The sequence below is a fragment of the Janthinobacterium sp. 1_2014MBL_MicDiv genome (assembly GCF_001865675.1).
GTDB lineage: Bacteria > Pseudomonadota > Gammaproteobacteria > Burkholderiales > Burkholderiaceae_D > Janthinobacterium.
Genome location: NZ_CP011319.1, coordinates 2,902,041 through 2,918,938, shown reverse-complemented (window position 1 = coordinate 2,918,938; position 16,898 = coordinate 2,902,041). Strand labels below are relative to the sequence as shown.

Sequence of the window (16,898 nt, the reverse complement as noted above, 5' to 3'; positions counted from 1 at the left end):
GGCCGCCGCGATGAACGCCACGCGCCATTCCTTCCTGTTTTCCTTTGCCGAGAAATACACGGTGCTGCTGCTGGGCATCGTCGGCACCATGATCTTGTCGCGCCTGCTGACGCCGGCCGAGGTGGGCGTGTATTCGCTGGGCGCCGTGCTGGTGGCGCTGGCGCAGGTGGTGCGCGACTTTGGCGTGGGCCAGTACCTGATCCAGGAAAAGCGCCTGGACCGCGTGAAACTGCGCGCCGCGCTGGCCACCAGCCTGCTCGTGGCGTGGCTGCTGGCGGCGCTGGTGCTGCTGGCCAGCGCGCCGCTGGCGCGGTTTTATGGCGAGCCGCGCCTGACGCCCGTGCTGCGGCTGCTGTCGATCAACCTCGTGCTGATCCCTTTCAGCGCGCTGACCTTGCCCATGCTGCGCCGGCAGCTGCGCTTTCGCGCCATCTACGCCATCAACGCGGCCAATAGCGTCGTCAACCTGCTGGTGGCCGTGCTGCTGGCGCTGCTGGGCCACAGCTACATGAGCATGGTGTGGGCGGCGCTGGCCGGCGCGGCCGCATCTCTACTGGTGAGCCTGCTGCTGCGGCCGAAGGAACTGCCATGGCTGCCGGGGCGGCGCGGCATGGGCGCCATCGCCAGCTTTGGCGCGTATGCGACGGGCGGCGGCCTCGTCGACGAGGCGGGCGTGGCGGCGCCGGACCTCATCATCGGCAAGCTGATCGGCATCGACAGCCTGGCCCTGTTCGGCAAGGCGCAAAGCGTGCTCAATCTCTTCAACCAGGCCATCACCAGCGCCATCTCACCTGTCGTGTTCCCCCTGTTCGCGGCGCGCGCGCGCGAGGATGGCGAGACGGGCAGGGCGGGCGGGGCGGCAGATGCCTACCTGCGCACGATCAGCTATATGACGGCGCTGGCCTGGCCGTTTTTTCTCTTCCTCGGGTGCATGGCTTTGCCCTTGGTCAAGGTGCTGTATGGCCCGCAATGGCTGGGCTGTGTGCCCTTGATACGCATCATGTGCCTGTCGGCGGCCGTGTATAGCATGTTCAGTATGGCGCGCTACCTGTTCGTGGCGACGGGCCAGATGCGCGCCCAGGTGCGGCTCGACGCCTGGGCCGGCAGCCTGAAGGTGGCGGCGCTGCTGCTGGCGGCGCCGCTGGGACTGGTGGCCGTGGCCTGGGCCGTGGTCTTCAGCAATGTGCTGCGCAGCTGGCTCGCGTATGGCTGCTTGCGGCGCTTGAACGGCTTGCACTGGGGCATCCTGGCGCGGGCCGTGCGCAAGAGCCTGGTCCTGTGCGCGCTCAGCGGTGCGCCGCCGCTGTGCATGCTGCTGTGGCTGCCGGACGAGCTGCCGTATGGCGCCGCGCTGCTGGCGCTGGCCGGCACGGGACTGGCCACCTTGCTGTGCTGGATCGCCGGCGTCTTCCTGGTGAAACACGAGATCGCCGCCGAGTTTCTGTTATTGCAACGCAAGCTGGCCAGCCGCTGGCTGCCCGTCAAATCGCCGCGCTGAGCGGACCCGCAACGGTCCCGGATGGCGCGCAGGAACGAAAGGACGAACATGCGTGTCGGTATCCTGTCTTATCCGATGCTGTTCCAGCGCGACGGCGGCTTGCAGGTGCAGGTGCGCGAGACCGTGGCCGCGCTGAACCGCCTGCACACTCACGCGGCGCGCCCGCTCGAGGTGCAGCTGGTCGACGCCAACCACGAGCGGCTGGCCGATTTCGACGTGCTGCACGTGTTTTCGGCAAGCAACGGCAACTATCGCATCGTGGAAACGGCCAGGGAACTGGGCGTGCCGGTGGTGCTGTCGCCGCTGCTGCCGCCCAGCTGGAGCCGCGCCAGCGCCTGGCGCGCGCGGCTGGCCGACCGGCTGGCGGGGCGGCTGACGGAATGGATGGTGCAAACGAGTTACGCGCAGACGCGGCGCGCCCTGCTGCTGGCCGATGTGGTGGTGGCGCTGGGCGAGGCCGAACGCGACGCCATCGTGCACGGTTTCGGCATGCCGGCCCAGTCCATCCGCGTCTTCCCGAACGGCATCAACCCGCATTTCTTCACGGCCAACGGCGACCTGTTCCTGCGCGAGACGGGCATCGCCGGGCCGTTCGTGCTGATGGTGGGCAGCATTTCGCCGTATAAAAACCAGTTGGGTCTGGCGCAGGCGCTGGCCGGCGCCGGCTTGCCGCTGGTGTTGATCGGCGCCGCGCCGCGCGAGCAGCAGGGCTATCTGCAGCAGTTGCTGGACTTGCCCCACGTCAGCTGGCTCGGCGCGCTCGACCATGCCGACCCGCTGCTGGCCAGCGCCTACCATGCGGCGGCCGTGGCCGCGCTGCCGAGCCAGGGCGAAGTGTTTCCCCTGAGCGTGCTCGAAGCGCTGGCGGCCGGCACGCCCGTCGTCATGACGGCGCAAAGCGCGCTCGACTTGCCCGATTCCGCGTTTGCGCTGCGCAAGGTGCGCTGGGACGACGGCACCGCGCAGCGGCTGGCCATCACGGAACTGCTGGCGCAGCCGCCCGCGCGCCTGCGCGTGCAGGCGCTGGTGGAGCGGTTTACGTGGGAACGGGTGGCGGGCCAGATCGCCGATTGCTATGTCCAGCTGCATGCGGCCGCCGTTGCCGCCGCGCAGCCGTCAAGGAGGAGCCATGCTGTTTAATTCCTTTGCTTTCCTGTGCGCCTACCTGCCCATCGTCCTGGCAGGCTATTTTCTGCTGGAACGCCTGGCGCCGGCGGGCACCAGGGCGGAGCCCGGCTGGCGCCGCCTGGCACCCGCCGCCTGGCTGGCCGCCGCCTCGCTGTTCTTTTATGCGTGGTGGGACGTGCGCTACCTGCCGCTGCTGCTGGCCTCGATCTGCCTCAATTATGGGGCCGGCCGGCTGATCGGTTCGAGCGCGGGCGCGGCCCGCAAGCGCGTGCTGGTGGCGGCACTGGCGCTGAACCTGGGCTTGCTCGCCTGGTATAAATACGCAAACTTCTTCATCGACAGCGTCAACGCCGTGGCCGCCGGCGCGGGCGCGGCCAGCCTGCCGTGGTCCGGCCTCGACATCGTGCTGCCGATCGGCATCTCCTTCTTCACCTTTACGCAGATCGCCTTCCTCGTCGATTGCTACCGGGGCGAGGTGCGCGAATACCGCTTCATCCATTACATGCTGTTCGTCAGCTACTTCCCGCATTTGATCGCCGGCCCCGTGCTGCACCACCGCGAGATGATGCCGCAGTTCGCCGACCCGGCCAGCGGCCACCCGCGCGCGGCCAACCTGGCCATCGGCATGTCGATCTTCGTCGTCGGGCTGGCGAAAAAAGTGCTGATCGCCGACAACCTGTCGCCGCTGGCCATTCCCGTCTTCGCGGCCGGCGCCGAACCGAACCTGCTCGAGGCGTGGATCGGCGTGCTGGCCTATACCTTCCAGCTGTATTTCGACTTTTCCGGTTATTCCGACATGGCCATCGGCCTGTCGCGCATGTTCGGCGTGAAATTGCCGCTGAACTTCAATTCGCCGTACAAGGCCGCCAACATCACGGAGTTCTGGCGCCGCTGGCACATGACACTGTCGCGTTTCCTGCGCGACTATCTGTATATCGCCATGGGCGGCAGCCGCCGTGGCGAGGCCATCCGCTACCGCAACCTGATGCTGACCATGCTGCTGGGCGGCCTGTGGCATGGCGCCGGCTGGACCTTCGTCATCTGGGGCGGCTTGCACGGCCTGTTCCTCGTGGTGCAGCAGGCGTGGCGCCGCGCGTTCGGCGCGGCCACGGGACGCTGGTGGCCGGCCGCGCTGACATTTACCGTCGTCATGCTGGCCTGGATCTTCTTCCGCGCGCCCGACGTGGCCACGGCCTGGGACATCCTCGGCGCGCTGGTGGGGGCGAACGGCGTGAGCCTGCCGCGCGGCCTGGCCAGCCATGCGGCCGGCCTCGCGCAATGGGGGCTGCAACCCGCGTTCGACGGCATCCGCTGGATCGAGCTGATGGGCCCCGGCTTGCCCGTGCTGCTGCTGGCCATCGTGCTGGCCTTCAAGGCGCCGAATACGCAAGAAATATTCTTTCTCTACGAGCCCGCGCTTGAAAGAATATTTCAGCCCGAAGGGCGCTGGGCCTTCAGCTGGCGGCCCACGCGCGGCTGGAGCCTCGGGTTTGCCGCGCTGTTCGTCGCCTGCATCTTCGGCATGAACCGGGTCACCGAATTTCTCTACTTCCAATTCTGAGCAGGGACACGTCATGGATACCATCTCCCGCCGCTACCTGGCCTGGTTCTTTACCGTCGCCTTCTTCGTGCTGGCCCTCGTCTCGGCCATGAATTACCGCATCGATCCCTATCTGCTGCACCAGTGGGACACTCCCTTGCTGCAGCGCCTGCGCCCGACGAATGAAAAGCTGAGCGCCTGGGGCAAGACGTATGCCGTGGCCCGTTACCGGCCCAGCATCATCTACATCGGCAATTCGCGCACGGAAATGGGCTTGCCCACGCGCGCGCAAGCCACCTTCCCGGACAAGAGCGTGTTCAACAGCGCCGTCTCGGGCGCCTCGCTGGGCGACGCCATCCGCCTGGCCGAGCATGCGGCCAAGGTCAGCCGCATCGAAACCATGGTGTGGGGCGTCGACGCGCCCACCTTTTCCATGGACCTCGGTTCGGCCCGCGTGGAAGACGGCTTGACGGGCGACGACCACGGCTTTTTCGCGCGGCGCGCCTTGCTCAACCTGAAGCGGGGCTTGACGGTGGACATGACGCAGGACACCCTGCGCATCCTCAACGGCAGCTTCGGCGACGTCTGCCGCTCCAGCCTGGCCCTGTACGGGCAGCGCGACGAAACCTGCGTCATCAGCCGCATGAAGGGCTGGGGCGGCGCGGCCCATGCGATCCCGCTGCGGCTGCAGGAATTCGGCGATGGCGAAGGGCCGACGCCGCCATCCACGCCCGCGCTCGACGCCAGCGTCGGCAAGCTGTGCCGGGGCAGCATGCGGCTGCGCCTGTACATCAACCCCACGCACGCGCTGACGATGGATGTGCTGCACTGGCGCGGCAAGTGGGATGCCATGCAGGCCTGGCAGCGGGGCCTGGTGCAATTCGTCGAACGCCACCGCGCGGCGGGCTGCGACGTACGCCTGTACGATTTTTCCGGTTTCAACAGCGTCACGACGGACCCGATCCCGCTCGTCAGCGGCCGGGCCGAGATGCGCTATTACTGGGAAGTGTCGCATTACCGCGATAACGTGGGCCGCCTGATCCTGGCGCGCCTGTTTGGCGGCGACCTCGTGCCGCCGGCCGATTTCGGCGTCGAACTGACGAAGGCGAATATCGACGCCCACCACGCGGCCATGCGCGCCGCGCGCGACCGCTATCACGTCGAGCACGCGGAAGAGACGGCGTATGTGCAAAAGATACTCAACGGGCCGCGCATCCCGCATTGAGGCGGGGCGGCAGGGCGGGCATAAAGGCGAGCCGTGCCGATGCACTGTTCAGGCGTACGCAAGGGGCGGGACGGCTGCGCTATGATGGCGTTTTGCCATCCGGCATTGTTTTTCGCCGGTTCACTTGACAGGACGCCCCATGAAAATCGCCTTCTTCGCCAGCCAGCCCTACGACCGCCGTTTCTTCGATGAAGCCTTGCCGTCACAGCCGGACGCCGCCGGCATCGAACTGGTGTACCACAGCGCCTTGCTGAGCCAGGAAACCGTGGTGCTGGCGCAAGGCGCGCAAGCCGTCTGCGTCTTCGTCAACGACGTGCTCGACGCGCCCGTGCTGGAAGCCTTGCACGGCTACGGCGTGCGCGCCATCCTGCTGCGCTGCGCCGGCTACAACAACCTCGACCTGGAAGCGGCCAAGCGCCTTGGCCTGTTCGTCGCCCGCGTGCCCGCGTATTCGCCGGAAGCCGTGGCCGAATACACGCTGGCCCTCGTGCAGACCCTGAACCGCCACACGCACCGCGCGTATGCCCGCGTGCGCGAAGGCAATTTCTCGCTCGACGGCTTGCTCGGCTCCACCTTGCACGGCATGACGGTGGGCATCGTCGGCACGGGCAAGATCGGCCTGGCGACGGCGCGCATTTTCAAGGGCTTCGGCTGCACGGTGCTGGGCCACGACCCGTTCCCGGCCCCCGCGTTCGCGGATCTGGGCACGATGGTGGAGTTGCCGCGGCTGCTGGCCGAGTCCGACATCGTCTCGCTGCATTGCCCGCTGATGGAGAGCACGCGCCACATGATCAGCGAAGCAACCTTGCCGCTGATGAAGAAGGGCGCCATGCTGGTGAATACCTCGCGCGGCGGCCTGATCGACACGGGCGCCGTCATCGAGGCGCTGAAATCGCGCCAGCTCGGCTCGCTGGCCATCGACGTCTATGAGCAGGAAAGCAACCTGTTCTTCCAGGACCGCTCGTCCGACATCATCGACGACGACATCTTCCAGCGCCTGATGACCTTCCCGAACGTGCTGGTGACGGGCCACCAGGGCTTCTTCACCATCGAGGCGCTGCGCGAAATCGCCGCCATTACTTACCACAACCTTGCGTGTTTCCGCCAGGACAAGGATTGCGCCAACAGCGTGCTGGCCGGCTGACGCCTATTTTGCCGTCCTGGCTACGGCTGTCGCCTTGGCCGGCGCCTTCGGCTTCGGTGGCGGCTTCGGTTTCGGCAGCGGCAAGGCATCGGCCGTGCGCCGCGCCAGCTGGGAGAGCCAGTCGCGCTCGTCCCACAGTCCGCCGTCGATCAGGAAATACGGCTTGGCTTGCGGGTAGGGCGGCGCTTCCTGCAGCGCGCCCTGCGCGCTGATCCAGTCGCGCCCCACATCCGTCGGCTTGATGAACAGCTGGTCGTCGGCGACGATGGCGAACATCTTGCCGTCGCAATACAGGCCGTACTCGCCAAACATTTTCTTCGCGCTGACGCCGCCCGCACCCGCCATCTGGTCGAGCAAAAAATCCACCGTGCCTTGCTGTGACGCCATGTCTGTCTCCCTGGTTCCAGATGCCAGTGTAGCGCAAGCCATGGCCGCGGGAGCCCCTTTTTTGCCTGCTATCCTGCCGCAGCGGTTACACTGCGCGCATTGATTATCTTGCATTGAATAGCCCGCCATGACAACCCACGCCATCAACCACCGCGGCATCACCATCACCACCCTGGCCGCCAGCGAGGACATCGCGCGCCATTGCGCACCGGGCCACACGGCCATCCGCCAGCAGGCCGACGGCTGGTGGCTGTATTTCGTCGATGACGATGGCGGCATCGACGGCTACGACAGCCCGTTCGCCAGCCACGCGGAAGCGCTGTGGGCGGCCAAGGCGGCCGCCGAGTTCAGCACGGAATGACGAACCGCCCCTGGGATATCCTCGGCCTGGCGCAGGCGCCCGTGCCCGAGGCGGAAAGCGCCGACTACGGCGCCGGCCGCGCGGAACTGCACGGCCTGCGGCTGGTCTTGCGGATTGCCAGGACGACGCCGACCAAGATCGGCCAGTTCTTCACCGTCTGGAAACGCCCGCATCCCGGCGCCGCGATCGCGCCGCTGGACGACGGCGACGCGGTCGATGCCGTCATCGTCGCCGTGGCTGACGGCGGGCGGCATGGTTACTTCATTTTTTCGCGTGCCGTGTTGCTGGAGCGGGGCGTCATGTCGCGCGCCGGCATGGGCGGCAAGCGCGCGTTGCGCGTGTATGCGCCGTGGTGTGTCCCGGCGTCAAGCCAGGCGCAGCGCACGCAGCGCTGGCAGGGGGCGTGTTTTGTGGCGGCAGGCGACCGCTCAGGGCTGGAAAAACAGCTGGAGAAACTGCCGGACGGCGCTGGCTGAGCGGCGTCCGGCGGCCAGCTTGCCGGTGCAGCCATGGGCAGACATTCGGCCGATGTTGCCGCCGCCAGCGGCGCCTCGGCCGGACGCGCAGCGAGGCAGCCATGCGGGTGCCGATCAGATGCTGTCCAGATACAGCTGCGCATGGCAAGCACCGCGCCGCCCAGGCAGCCAGGGTGTGGCCATCTTGTTTCTGCATCCGTTCCTGAATGGCAGTTGCCCTATTTTTCCACCAGTTTGCCAATTGCGTTTTTCAACTGTAGCTTCAAGGTTTGGTCTTTGGTTTCCTTTTGCTGCGCTACCAGTACCGCTTTCAGCGCAGGATCGACTTCCACGGGTTTCGGCGAATTGGCCAGCGCCACGGCGACGCCCAACTGGTAGCGATAGGTACCTTGCGGTACTTTTTGAAGAAAAGTGGCAGTCTGGGAAAAGGAATTATCCTTTGCCAGCAGTTCGTTGAGGCGCACCCTTGCGTCGCGCCGAACGTAGGGATCGTTGGATTCAATGTCCGCCAGAATGCGCGTCTGTATGTCCTCGAACGCTATATTGCTCACGTTCAGCGGCAATGCCTTCAAATTTGCCGTTTTTAAATCGATATCCACTTTGGACGATAGTGGCGCAACCAGCGGGTAAATCTTGGCGATAATCTTTGCGTCTTTTTCCGAGATGACGAGGTTCTGCGTTGTATAACACTTGCTGGCGGTTCCATTGATAAGTATATCAGGCGGTAAAGAATAGAACATCACCGATTTTATGTCTTCTTCGCCGGCGACATAATCGGGATCTGTTTGACCGACAAAGCCCAGATTTCGCTTCACCTGCTCGGTTCCCCAGGAATTCGGCGGTTGTGCATAATAATCATAGGCATTGTTATCGCCTTCCCATCGAATTTCGGCCTGGCAGTTGAGCTTTGGATTGGACGCTTCATGAAGCAATCCGAGCGCATGGCCGAATTCGTGGCGGATCACCGCCTTATGAAACGGCTGCGCTTGCTCAGTCACGGTGCTGGAAGAGTACTTGGATTCGCTATATTGGCGGTTGAACCGTTCCAGATTCATCGTCGGCGCCATATTGTCTATCAGGCTCTCGGCATGCGTGCCTACTGCGGACCAGTAACCCTGGGAGGAAAACCCGACGCGGATCTGGAAATACCCGTTATTGGGCGCCAGACAGTTATACCAGCTGTCGGATGGTCCAAAATCAAACTTGGTGCTCGAATATGCATTCCATTCGCTTGCGACATTGCGGATCAGGCTGGCGACAGTCTTATTGCCTTGAAATAGGCATACGCGCAGCGTGCGTCCCGCATCCCATTTTCTTTCTCCTGCAACCATCTGGTCAAGCGAGTTTTTCTCGCCTTTTGTCGGCACAGTTGTATATAGATATAGCAAATGCTCGGGCAAGCTGTCGACCACCGTGACATGTTCCTGCGCCCCGGCGCAGGCCGGAATGGAAAGCAGAATAAGGGAAAGCCTGTTCAACTGTTTCATGGAACCTCCGGTTTATCACGATGGCAAACGCGTTAATTGAACTCGGGGAAGGGAAAGGCAAGGCCGGCATCGGCGGATGTCTTGTTCGCGTCAATCTTCGCGCGCGCCAGTTGAATGCGTATGCCCGTGCGCGCGGATTCTGGCTTGTCGAATGCTTCCTGCAGCTGGGCTTCAATCTGCTGCACATTCAGCATCGCGAGCTGATGGACGTTGCGCGCATCGCGTGCCTTCACGGCGGCGGCATCCGAGAGTTCATCGCGCCGGTCCGGATTGTACTTGTCGTTCAGCGCCGTCTTGATATCGCCTTTCTTTTTGTCGAAGATAGCGGCCAGTGACTGGGCAAACGCATTCGCTTCCGATGTCTCGACGACGCTGATCGACACGAAGGTTGCGCCTGTTGTCTTGATTGCCGGATCAGGAAGCGGACATGTGCCTGGATGATCTTGCATTGCTCCTGGACTCGTCGAGCAGTGGTTGCGGAAATAGGCGTCCGCCCATTGGTATCCCAGTTCCCTGGATCTGGCGTCAATGACCGTCGCCAGATGGCGTTTTGCAATATACACATTGATCGGGCAGCGATCATCGCCCAGCTTGTCCGCACCTTTGCCGGCTTTTTCGGAGTCCAGTGCCTTGCAGAATTTCTGAAGGGCAGCCTTGTATTCGGCGTCGTCGGCGATATCATCCCGTTTGACGGCGGTTCTTTGCGCCACGCGTTGTTTCAACAGCGCGTTGACCTCCTGTACCACAGCGCTGGCTTGTTTTTGCTCGGAAACGTCGGCGACAATTTTCGCATTGCTCGGCATTTTGGGAAGCATCGTCTCTTCCGGCCACTCCGGCGCCATCGATGTGCCTGAGCGGCCATCCCTGGTCCAGATACCCAGGGGCACATCATCAAACGCAAGGGTCGCCGCACCATATGACGCTCGCGAATCGGCATCCTTGAACGACAGGGCGATGACATAGCCGCGCTTATTTTTAAGGAAAAAGCCGTCCTGCAATCGGCGGTTGACGACCAGCAGCTGGGGGCCGAGATGCATGCCGGAATTCTGGTATCCGGGCCGCAGCTGAATTTCGAGATAGATATCAGGCGCACTGTTCTCAGGGATGTACTGCCGTGCATTTGAAAACCAGCCTGGAACCGCTGCCGAAGCGGCGTTTGCCGCCGCAGGCATGCTGGCTGGCTGATAGATAATCAGGCAGCCTGGTTTGCGATTGATCGACAAGTTGGCGTTGCTCGCCACTTTGTACATATCGAATGCTTTGCTGTCGGTGATCAGGGTCGCGGTCTTTGTCTTCGCTGCCTCGGCAATGGCGACGGAAGCCATGTCCACGCCAGCCGAAATTATTTCTGGAATCAGTATGGCAAGCAGGGGACTGTCACTAATCTGGGATTGCTGATCGGGCGCCTGATTGGGGCAGTTGTCAGTTAATTTCGATTTCAGCTCGCTGGCATTAATTGGCATGCTCAGGAAATATAGCAAAAGAGCTGAAAAAACAAATTGCCTGCTGATCTCAGTTTTCATTTTCAACTCCAAACGGGCAAGCGAAGGGTATGTTCGAAAACAAGAAAATACTGCAATCCATGCTGCTAGCGTAATTGTTTTTCCAATCTGAAAATACTCACTTTGTCACATTTTGCATTTTTCAGCATGCCGTTCAAGTAAATAAATTCAATGAATTAATATTATTAAAAAATCACCTTTCAATTTTTCATTTTCAATTAATGAAATTAATCCACTGTATATCGGGATGGTTATTGCCTGCCATGATGCATCCGCCGCCCGCAGGGGCCGGCATGGGAGGATTTTTGCCTGGGATGGCCTTTTCAGCTGGCATCGGCGTCGAAGCTTCAAAGCGCGAGATGGCAAGAGATGATTGTGGACAATCAATGCACCAAATGAATTGCCCGGTCGCGGCACAGCCGGTGCCGCGACACGGGGCAGACGCAGGCCGGCTGGTCCGGAGCTGGACTGGCGCGCGGGCGCCGACCGGGACGATCAGGCCATGTCAGGGATTGAGTCGCCGCACCGCCGCCAGCTCCCGCTCCGCCGCCAGCACCGTCCCGATGATCAGCCGCTCCGCCTCCGTCCCGGCGGCACTGTCCTTGCCGCCCGCCAGCATGGCGTGCAGCGCCGGGTCGCCGCCCGTTGCGGCGAAGGCGCCGTCGTTGCCCAGGCTCAGGTACAGCGTGCCGGCCGCCGAGACGGCCGCCCACTGGAGCGGCGCCTTGCCGTGGTTTTGCTTGGCCACCAGCGCGATCTTCGGCGCCGGTTCGCCCAGCAGCGAGCGTCCCATGCTGGACAGCCGGTGTTCGAGGCCCAGCATCTGGAAGACGGTGGGGAAGATGTCGGCGTGCGAGGACAGCTGCGCCGACGTGCCGGCGGCGCTGCCCATGGCGCCCGGTGCGCAGATGGCCAGCGGCGTGCGGATCTGCGGCGCGTCCAGGGTCGAGGCGTGGCCCAGGCGTCCCGTTTCGAACATCTCTTCGCCATGGTCGCCCGTGATGACGACGATGGTGTGCGCCAGGTCCACCTGTTGCAGCAGGGTTTTCAGCCACGCGTCGAGTTCGCCCAGCGTGTTGCGGTAGCGGTTGATGATGGCGCCGCGCTGCAGCGCCAGGTTGCTGCTCTGGAAATTGAAGCTGGATGGCGTTTCCGGCCGGTGCGTGGCGAAATTGGGCGCATGCAGGTAGGGGTAATGCGTGCCGTAGTAATGCGCGTGGATGAAGGCCGGTGCCGGATGGCGCAGGCGCGCGGCGATCGTATGGATGTTTTCCCAGTCAAACTGGTTGACGATTTCCGCCTGGTTGAAGCTGGCCAGGTAGCGCGGTATGGTGTTTTGCTGCGTCAGGTCGCTGACCACGCGCCCCGTGCGGTAGCCGAGCTGGCCCAGCGCCTGCACGTACGGCGACTGCCGCACGACGGCCGCGTGCTGGCGGTAGCCGGCGAAGAAGATGGCGGGGTCGCCATACAGCAGGCTCAAGATACCGAGTTCCGTCTGGTTTGCCCCCGAATAGTGGTTGGTGCCGACATAGCACTGCCGCTCCAGCGAGGAAAAATACGGCATCGCGTGCCGGTCGGCCAGGCCGGCGTTCCAGCTTTCGACGGTGAGGAACAGGATATCGGGCCGCGCGGCCGGCGCCGGCCCGCCCGTGTGGCGGGCGGGCAGCGCCACGGGTGCCAGCCGCGGCGACGCGCCAGCCTTGCCGCGCGCGGCCTGCAGGCGCGCATTGAAGCGCACATAGGCCGATGGCAGGCGCGCCTCGCGCAGCCAGCGGTCCGCCGCCGAGATGTAATACGGATTGGCGTTGCCGGCGATGTCCCATATGGTGCGCGTGGTCTCGCTGCCGCGGCGCAGCATCGTCGTGGCTTGACCCAGCAGCGCCAGGAGCAGCAGCGCCGCCAGGGCGTGGCGGTGGGCGCAGGCCGCCTGCAGGCGCGGCAGCGCCCGGTGCGAGCCCGCATGGCGGCGCAGCTGGCGGTGCAGCGCATATACGAAGCCGATGACGGCGAGGTGCACGGCCGCGATCTTGCAGAAGCGGATAATGTCGTGCCGCTGGATGCCGAAGTGGTGGCGCCAGCTCTGCGTCAGGAACAGTTGCAGGTCGCCGAGGGTCGCATGCGATTTCGACATCGCATACCAGCCGATGTCCGCCTCCAGCGCGATCAGCGAGACGGCCGCGTAGACGAGGACGATGACGTCGCCCCAGCGCGCATGCAAGGCCCCCAGCAGCAGGGCGGCGAGCGCGAACAGCAACGCGCTGCACAGCGTGCAGGCGACCATCAGCGCCAGGTCGGTCAGCGCCGGCTGCGCGATGCCGAATGGCCCGTGCGACTGGAACAGGGGCCAGTACAGCCAGCGGAAGATCAGGTTGAATGCCAGCCAGGCGGTCAATCCCAGGACGAGGAACTGGTTGGCGCGGATGCGGTGGCGATCCATGGCGGCTACCTCAGGGTGGATTGGATTGCTGCGGTCTTTCGGAACGGATTTACGGCACCTTGCTGAGCACATAGCGGTACTTGCCTGACGCTTCGGCCGCGATTTCGTCGACTTCCTCGATGGCGATGTCTACCTGCGCGCCCAGCCTGGCCTGGAAGCCGGCCACGATGGCTGCGCGCGTGGCGTCGTCCAGCCGCGGCAGGCACACCAGCAGCACGCGCGTCTGCAGCAGGCTTTCCTGGATGATCTTGAAGCCGCGCACCTGCGGCAGTTCGCGCACGATGTAGACGAGGGCCAGGCCATGCATGACGCTGCCGTCGGCCGCCGTGAGGAAATCCGTGCTGCGGCCCTCGATTTTCTGCAGCAGCGGCAGGCCGCGCCCGCACGCGCACGGTGCGGTGCCCAGCGCGCCGACGTCGCCCGTGGCGTAGCGGATGAACGGGTAATCCTGCGTGGCCAGGTGCGTGACGACGATTTCGCCGGTGCCGCCGGCCGGCACGGGACGTCCCTGCGCATCGACGATTTCGACGATGACGTCCTCGGCCGTGATGTGCATGCCGCCTTCCGGGCATTCGTGGGCGATGAAGCCGGCGTCGCGCCCGCCGTAGCCATTCGCCACGGGGCAGGCGAAGGCTGCGGCGATCTGCGCGCGCTGTTCGTCGTACAGGCGTTCGGACGTGACGAAGGCCACCTTCACGCCCAGGCCGTCGAGCGGCGCGTCGTGCGCGGCGGCGTGGCTGGCAATGCGGCACAGGGCCGACGGATAGCCGAACAGCATGCGCGGGCGCAGGCGGCGCAGTTGCGCGATGTAGCCGTCGATGCGCGCGGGCGACATGGCGAAGGCGGGCAGCAGGGTGGTGCGCAGCAGCGCGTCGCGCAGGCGGCGCAGGCGGTCCTGCGCGTGCAGTTCGATGGGCGAGCCCCACAGCACGGCTTCGCGGTCGCCGATGTCGACGCCCCACCAGCGCGTGGCGCGCCACTTGGCGGCGATGTCGTGGCTGACTCGGCGCCGCCCGAGGAAGAACAGCAGCGGCTCGCCGCTGGAGCCGCCCGTGGCGAACGGGCGCAGGCCTACGGCGTGCGCCGACTTGAAGCTGTCGCGCGCGCCGGCGATGTCGGCCTTGCGCAGCAGCGGCAGGCGCGCCAGGTCCGCCAACTGGCCGACCTGGCTTGGCTCGAAGCCGCTGCGGGCAAACAGCGCGCGGTAATGCGGCACATGCTCGCCCGCGTGGCGCAGCAGCGCGCGCAGGCGCGCCAGCTGCCATTGCGCCAGCTGCTCCGCGCTCCACCACTGCGAGCGCTCCATGTGGCGCAGCAGGCGCGCGCTGTGGTGGCCCTTGAGCCATTCGTGCAGGGGAAACAGCCAGCGGGCGACGCAGCGCGTGTAGCCGCCAGGGCGCGGCGCGGCGCGGATGCGGCGGTAGTGCGTGGCCAGTAGCGGCTCCACCGCGCGCCAGTCGAAGTGGGCAGCGTGCGCCAGGCCCGCGTCGATCTGCGCGCGCGCCAGCCGCGGCGCGCGCAGCAGGTGCAGGATCGCCTGCGCCATGGCCGGCGCATCGCCGGGCGCCACCAGCCGCGCCGTGACGCCATGTTCCAGCAGCGCGGGGATGCCGCCGACGTTGGTGCTGACGACCGGCACGCCGCAAGCCAGCGCCTCGAGCACGGAAATGGGCATGTTGTCGGCCAGGCTGGGATTGAGGACGATGTCGCTGGCCCGGTACAGCGCCGGCATGGCGGCGTTGTCGACCTGGCCGGCGAAATCGACGGCGTCGTGCACGCCCAGCGCGCGGGCCAGGCGCGCCAGCGCCGCGCGCTGCGGCCCGCCGCCGGCCAGCACCAGGCGCGCCGCGGGAAACGCCTCGCGCACGATGGCAAGCGCGCGCACGGCGCTGGCGTTGTCGTACAGCGCTTCCAGGTGGCGCGCGACGAGGATGCGCGGTCTGTCTGGCGCCGGGCCGCGCGCGGGAGCGGGAACCGGCGCGGGAGCGAAGCGGGCCAGGTCGACCACGTTGGGCACGATGTGCGCCGTATGGCCATGCTGCTCGAAGACGCCGGCCAGGAAGGCCGACGGCACGACGATGGCGCTGGCGCGGCGCAGGCTGAGCGAGACCAGGCGCGGCGAGCGGGCCAGGAAGGCGGCCGCCTCGCCGCCCCGGTAATTGAGCAGGGCCGGCTTGCCTTTCAGGCTGGCGATCCATAGCGCGGGCGCCGCCTGCAAATGCCAGGACCAGCCGGAATTGGCCATGATGTGGAACAGGTCGACCGTATTGGCGGCGCGCCACAGCCGCCACAGGTGGATCGGCAGGCGCAGCGCGGCGCGCACGTAGCGGATGCGCGCCAGCCACGGCGGCAGGGCCGGCCCGTTGACGGCCAGCAGCTGCACGTGGGCGCCGTCAGCGCGCAGCAGCGCGGCCAGCTGGCGCGTCTGGTTGGCCATGCCGCCGGCCGGCGGCGGCAGCGGCCCCACCAGCGCGATGCGCAGGCCGGCCAGTTTCATGTCGGCCGCCCGGGCGCGGCCAGGCGCGCATACACGCCCGCATAGCGGCCCACGCTGTCGGGCCAGTTGCGCTGCGTTTCCACGAAGGCGCGCGCCTGGCGCCGCAGCGGCGTCCAGCTGTCGGGCGTCAGCAGCAGCGTGAGTATCGTCTGCGCCAGCGCCTGCGCATCGCCGGCGCGGAACAGCAGGCCCGTCTTGCCATGCTCGACCAGCTCGCGGTGGCCGCCCACGTCGGACGCCACCACGAGCCGCCCCTGCGCCATCGCCTCGAGCGGTTTGAGCGGCGTCACCAGTTCCGTCAGGCGCATGGCCAGGCGCGGATAGACGCAGATGTCGAGCAACTGATAATACGCAGCCACCTGCGCATGCGGCACGCGGCCGGCGAACACCACGGCGCCGCCGATGCCCAGTTGCGCGGCCAGGACCCGCAGCGCCGCTTCCTGCGGGCCGCCGCCGGCCAGCAGCAGGCGCAGGGCCGGCTGCGCCGCCAGCATGCGCGGCATGGCGCGCAGCAGCAGCGCCAGTCCCTCGTACGCGTAGAACGAGCCGATGAAGCCGATGACGAGGTGGCCATGCAGGCCCAGGGTATGCGCGAGCCAGGGATCGGCGGGCGCCGTGGCGCTGAAGGCGGCGCTGTCGACGGCGTTCGGGATGACGGTGATTTTCTCGGCCGGCACGCCGCGCGCGCGCAGTTCGCGCCGCAAGCCGTCGCAGATGGTGGTGACGGCGTCGGCGCGCCGCAGCGCATGGGTTTCCAGCGCCCGCGTGAGCCGGTAGCGCACGCCGCCGGCCGGGCTGGTGCCGTGGTCGGCCGCCGCGTCCTCCCACAGGGCGCGCACCTCGTAGACGACGGGGATGCCCAGCGCGCGGCCCACGTACAGGGCGGCGATGGCGTTGAGCACGGGCGAGTGCGCGTGCAGGATGTCGGGCCGCAGGCCGCGCGCCAGCGCGTGCAGCCGCTGCGCCAGGCCGGCGATGACGGCCACCTGGCGCAGCACGGGCAGGCGCGCCCACCAGCGCCGGCTGGGCGGCGTGCGGTAGAAATGCCAGCCGTCGACCAGCTGCTGCGCGGCTGGCGTCGGCCCCTGCCTGGCGCTCGTCAGCTGCGTCGTCTGCCAGCCCAGCGCGCGCTGCTGCCGCAGGATGGCCAGGGTGCGGAAGGTGTAGCCGCTGTGCAGCGGCAGCGAGTGGTCGAGGATGTGCAGGATGCGCATGG

Annotated in this window: 13 protein-coding genes; 7 read left to right on the top strand and 6 right to left on the bottom strand. The window is 65.9% G+C overall.

The window, feature by feature from the left end; genetic code table 11:
- Positions 1–10: 10 nt before the first annotated feature.
- The 5 genes from YQ44_RS12775 (at position 11) to YQ44_RS12755 (ending at position 6,535) form a co-directional block, all read left to right on the top strand.
- On the top strand, positions 11–1,498 hold the full coding sequence (locus tag YQ44_RS12775; protein WP_071323706.1) for an oligosaccharide flippase family protein: 1,488 nt from the start codon (positions 11–13) through the stop codon (positions 1,496–1,498).
- A gap of 48 nt (positions 1,499–1,546) precedes the next feature.
- A complete protein-coding gene (locus YQ44_RS12770; protein WP_071323705.1) occupies positions 1,547–2,638 on the top strand; it encodes a glycosyltransferase family 4 protein in 1,092 nt (363 codons plus the stop codon).
- The gene (locus tag YQ44_RS12765; RefSeq protein WP_071323704.1) at positions 2,628–4,187 is read left to right on the top strand and encodes an MBOAT family O-acyltransferase; all 1,560 of its coding nucleotides are present in this window, start codon (positions 2,628–2,630) and stop codon (positions 4,185–4,187) included. The genes YQ44_RS12770 and YQ44_RS12765 overlap by 11 nt, the downstream gene beginning before the upstream one ends.
- Before the next feature lie 13 nt (positions 4,188–4,200).
- Positions 4,201–5,391: a hypothetical protein gene (locus YQ44_RS12760; protein WP_071323703.1), complete on the top strand. Its 1,191-nt coding sequence runs from the start codon at positions 4,201–4,203 to the stop codon at positions 5,389–5,391.
- A 139-nt stretch (positions 5,392–5,530) separates the two neighbouring features.
- The gene (locus YQ44_RS12755; RefSeq protein WP_071323702.1) at positions 5,531–6,535 is read left to right on the top strand and encodes a 2-hydroxyacid dehydrogenase; all 1,005 of its coding nucleotides are present in this window, start codon (positions 5,531–5,533) and stop codon (positions 6,533–6,535) included.
- A gap of 3 nt (positions 6,536–6,538) precedes the next feature.
- Here YQ44_RS12755 and YQ44_RS12750 read toward each other — a convergent pair whose 3' ends face one another.
- Positions 6,539–6,922: a TfoX/Sxy family protein gene (locus tag YQ44_RS12750; protein ID WP_071323701.1), complete on the bottom strand. Its 384-nt coding sequence runs from the start codon at positions 6,920–6,922 to the stop codon at positions 6,539–6,541.
- Between the two features lie 127 nt (positions 6,923–7,049).
- Here YQ44_RS12750 and YQ44_RS12745 point away from each other — a divergent pair, with 127 nt between their 5' ends.
- Both YQ44_RS12745 and YQ44_RS12740 read left to right on the top strand, forming a co-directional pair.
- Entirely contained in the window at positions 7,050–7,283 is a 234-nt protein-coding gene (locus YQ44_RS12745; RefSeq protein ID WP_071323700.1) for a hypothetical protein, read from the top strand.
- Entirely contained in the window at positions 7,280–7,759 is a 480-nt protein-coding gene (locus tag YQ44_RS12740; protein ID WP_071323699.1) for a MepB family protein, read from the top strand. The genes YQ44_RS12745 and YQ44_RS12740 overlap by 4 nt, the downstream gene beginning before the upstream one ends.
- Before the next feature lie 218 nt (positions 7,760–7,977).
- On the opposite strand, the gene YQ44_RS12735 is transcribed toward YQ44_RS12740, so the two are convergent.
- The 5 genes from YQ44_RS12735 to YQ44_RS12715 form a co-directional block, all read right to left on the bottom strand.
- A complete protein-coding gene (locus YQ44_RS12735) occupies positions 7,978–9,246 on the bottom strand; it encodes a hypothetical protein (RefSeq protein WP_156894816.1) in 1,269 nt (422 codons plus the stop codon).
- 32 nt (positions 9,247–9,278) lie between these two features.
- Positions 9,279–10,769: a hypothetical protein gene (locus tag YQ44_RS12730; protein WP_156894815.1), complete on the bottom strand. Its 1,491-nt coding sequence runs from the start codon at positions 10,767–10,769 to the stop codon at positions 9,279–9,281.
- 484 nt (positions 10,770–11,253) lie between these two features.
- Positions 11,254–13,185 carry a sulfatase-like hydrolase/transferase gene (locus tag YQ44_RS12725; protein ID WP_071323696.1) on the bottom strand — a complete coding sequence of 644 codons (1,932 nt, stop codon included), beginning with the start codon at positions 13,183–13,185 and terminating at the stop codon, positions 11,254–11,256.
- Positions 13,186–13,234: 49 nt separating this feature from the next.
- Positions 13,235–15,682, bottom strand: coding sequence for a glycosyltransferase (locus tag YQ44_RS28245; protein ID WP_083411810.1), 2,448 nt, complete (start codon positions 15,680–15,682; stop codon positions 13,235–13,237).
- Positions 15,679–16,896, bottom strand: a complete 1,218-nt coding sequence (locus YQ44_RS12715) for a TIGR04063 family PEP-CTERM/XrtA system glycosyltransferase (protein WP_071323695.1) — start codon at positions 16,894–16,896, stop codon at positions 15,679–15,681. The genes YQ44_RS28245 and YQ44_RS12715 overlap by 4 nt, the downstream gene beginning before the upstream one ends.
- Positions 16,897–16,898 lie beyond the last annotated feature (2 nt).

What these genes read in the sequence shown, in the direction of transcription:
- YQ44_RS12750 (WP_071323701.1), bottom strand. Translation starts at nt 6,922, where the DNA reads ATGGCGTCACAGCAAGGCACGGTGGATTTTTTGCTCGACCAGATGGCG.
- YQ44_RS12770 (WP_071323705.1), top strand. Translation starts at nt 1,547, where the DNA reads ATGCGTGTCGGTATCCTGTCTTATCCGATGCTGTTCCAGCGCGACGGC.
- YQ44_RS12755 (WP_071323702.1), top strand. Translation starts at nt 5,531, where the DNA reads ATGAAAATCGCCTTCTTCGCCAGCCAGCCCTACGACCGCCGTTTCTTC.
- YQ44_RS12745 (WP_071323700.1), top strand. Translation starts at nt 7,050, where the DNA reads ATGACAACCCACGCCATCAACCACCGCGGCATCACCATCACCACCCTG.
- YQ44_RS12740 (WP_071323699.1), top strand. Translation starts at nt 7,280, where the DNA reads ATGACGAACCGCCCCTGGGATATCCTCGGCCTGGCGCAGGCGCCCGTG.
- YQ44_RS12725 (WP_071323696.1), bottom strand. Translation starts at nt 13,185, where the DNA reads ATGGATCGCCACCGCATCCGCGCCAACCAGTTCCTCGTCCTGGGATTG.
- YQ44_RS12730 (WP_156894815.1), bottom strand. Translation starts at nt 10,769, where the DNA reads ATGAAAACTGAGATCAGCAGGCAATTTGTTTTTTCAGCTCTTTTGCTA.
- YQ44_RS12775 (WP_071323706.1), top strand. Translation starts at nt 11, where the DNA reads ATGAACGCCACGCGCCATTCCTTCCTGTTTTCCTTTGCCGAGAAATAC.
- YQ44_RS12735 (WP_156894816.1), bottom strand. Translation starts at nt 9,246, where the DNA reads ATGAAACAGTTGAACAGGCTTTCCCTTATTCTGCTTTCCATTCCGGCC.
- YQ44_RS12765 (WP_071323704.1), top strand. Translation starts at nt 2,628, where the DNA reads ATGCTGTTTAATTCCTTTGCTTTCCTGTGCGCCTACCTGCCCATCGTC.
- YQ44_RS28245 (WP_083411810.1), bottom strand. Translation starts at nt 15,682, where the DNA reads ATGAAACTGGCCGGCCTGCGCATCGCGCTGGTGGGGCCGCTGCCGCCG.
- YQ44_RS12760 (WP_071323703.1), top strand. Translation starts at nt 4,201, where the DNA reads ATGGATACCATCTCCCGCCGCTACCTGGCCTGGTTCTTTACCGTCGCC.
- YQ44_RS12715 (WP_071323695.1), bottom strand. Translation starts at nt 16,896, where the DNA reads ATGCGCATCCTGCACATCCTCGACCACTCGCTGCCGCTGCACAGCGGC.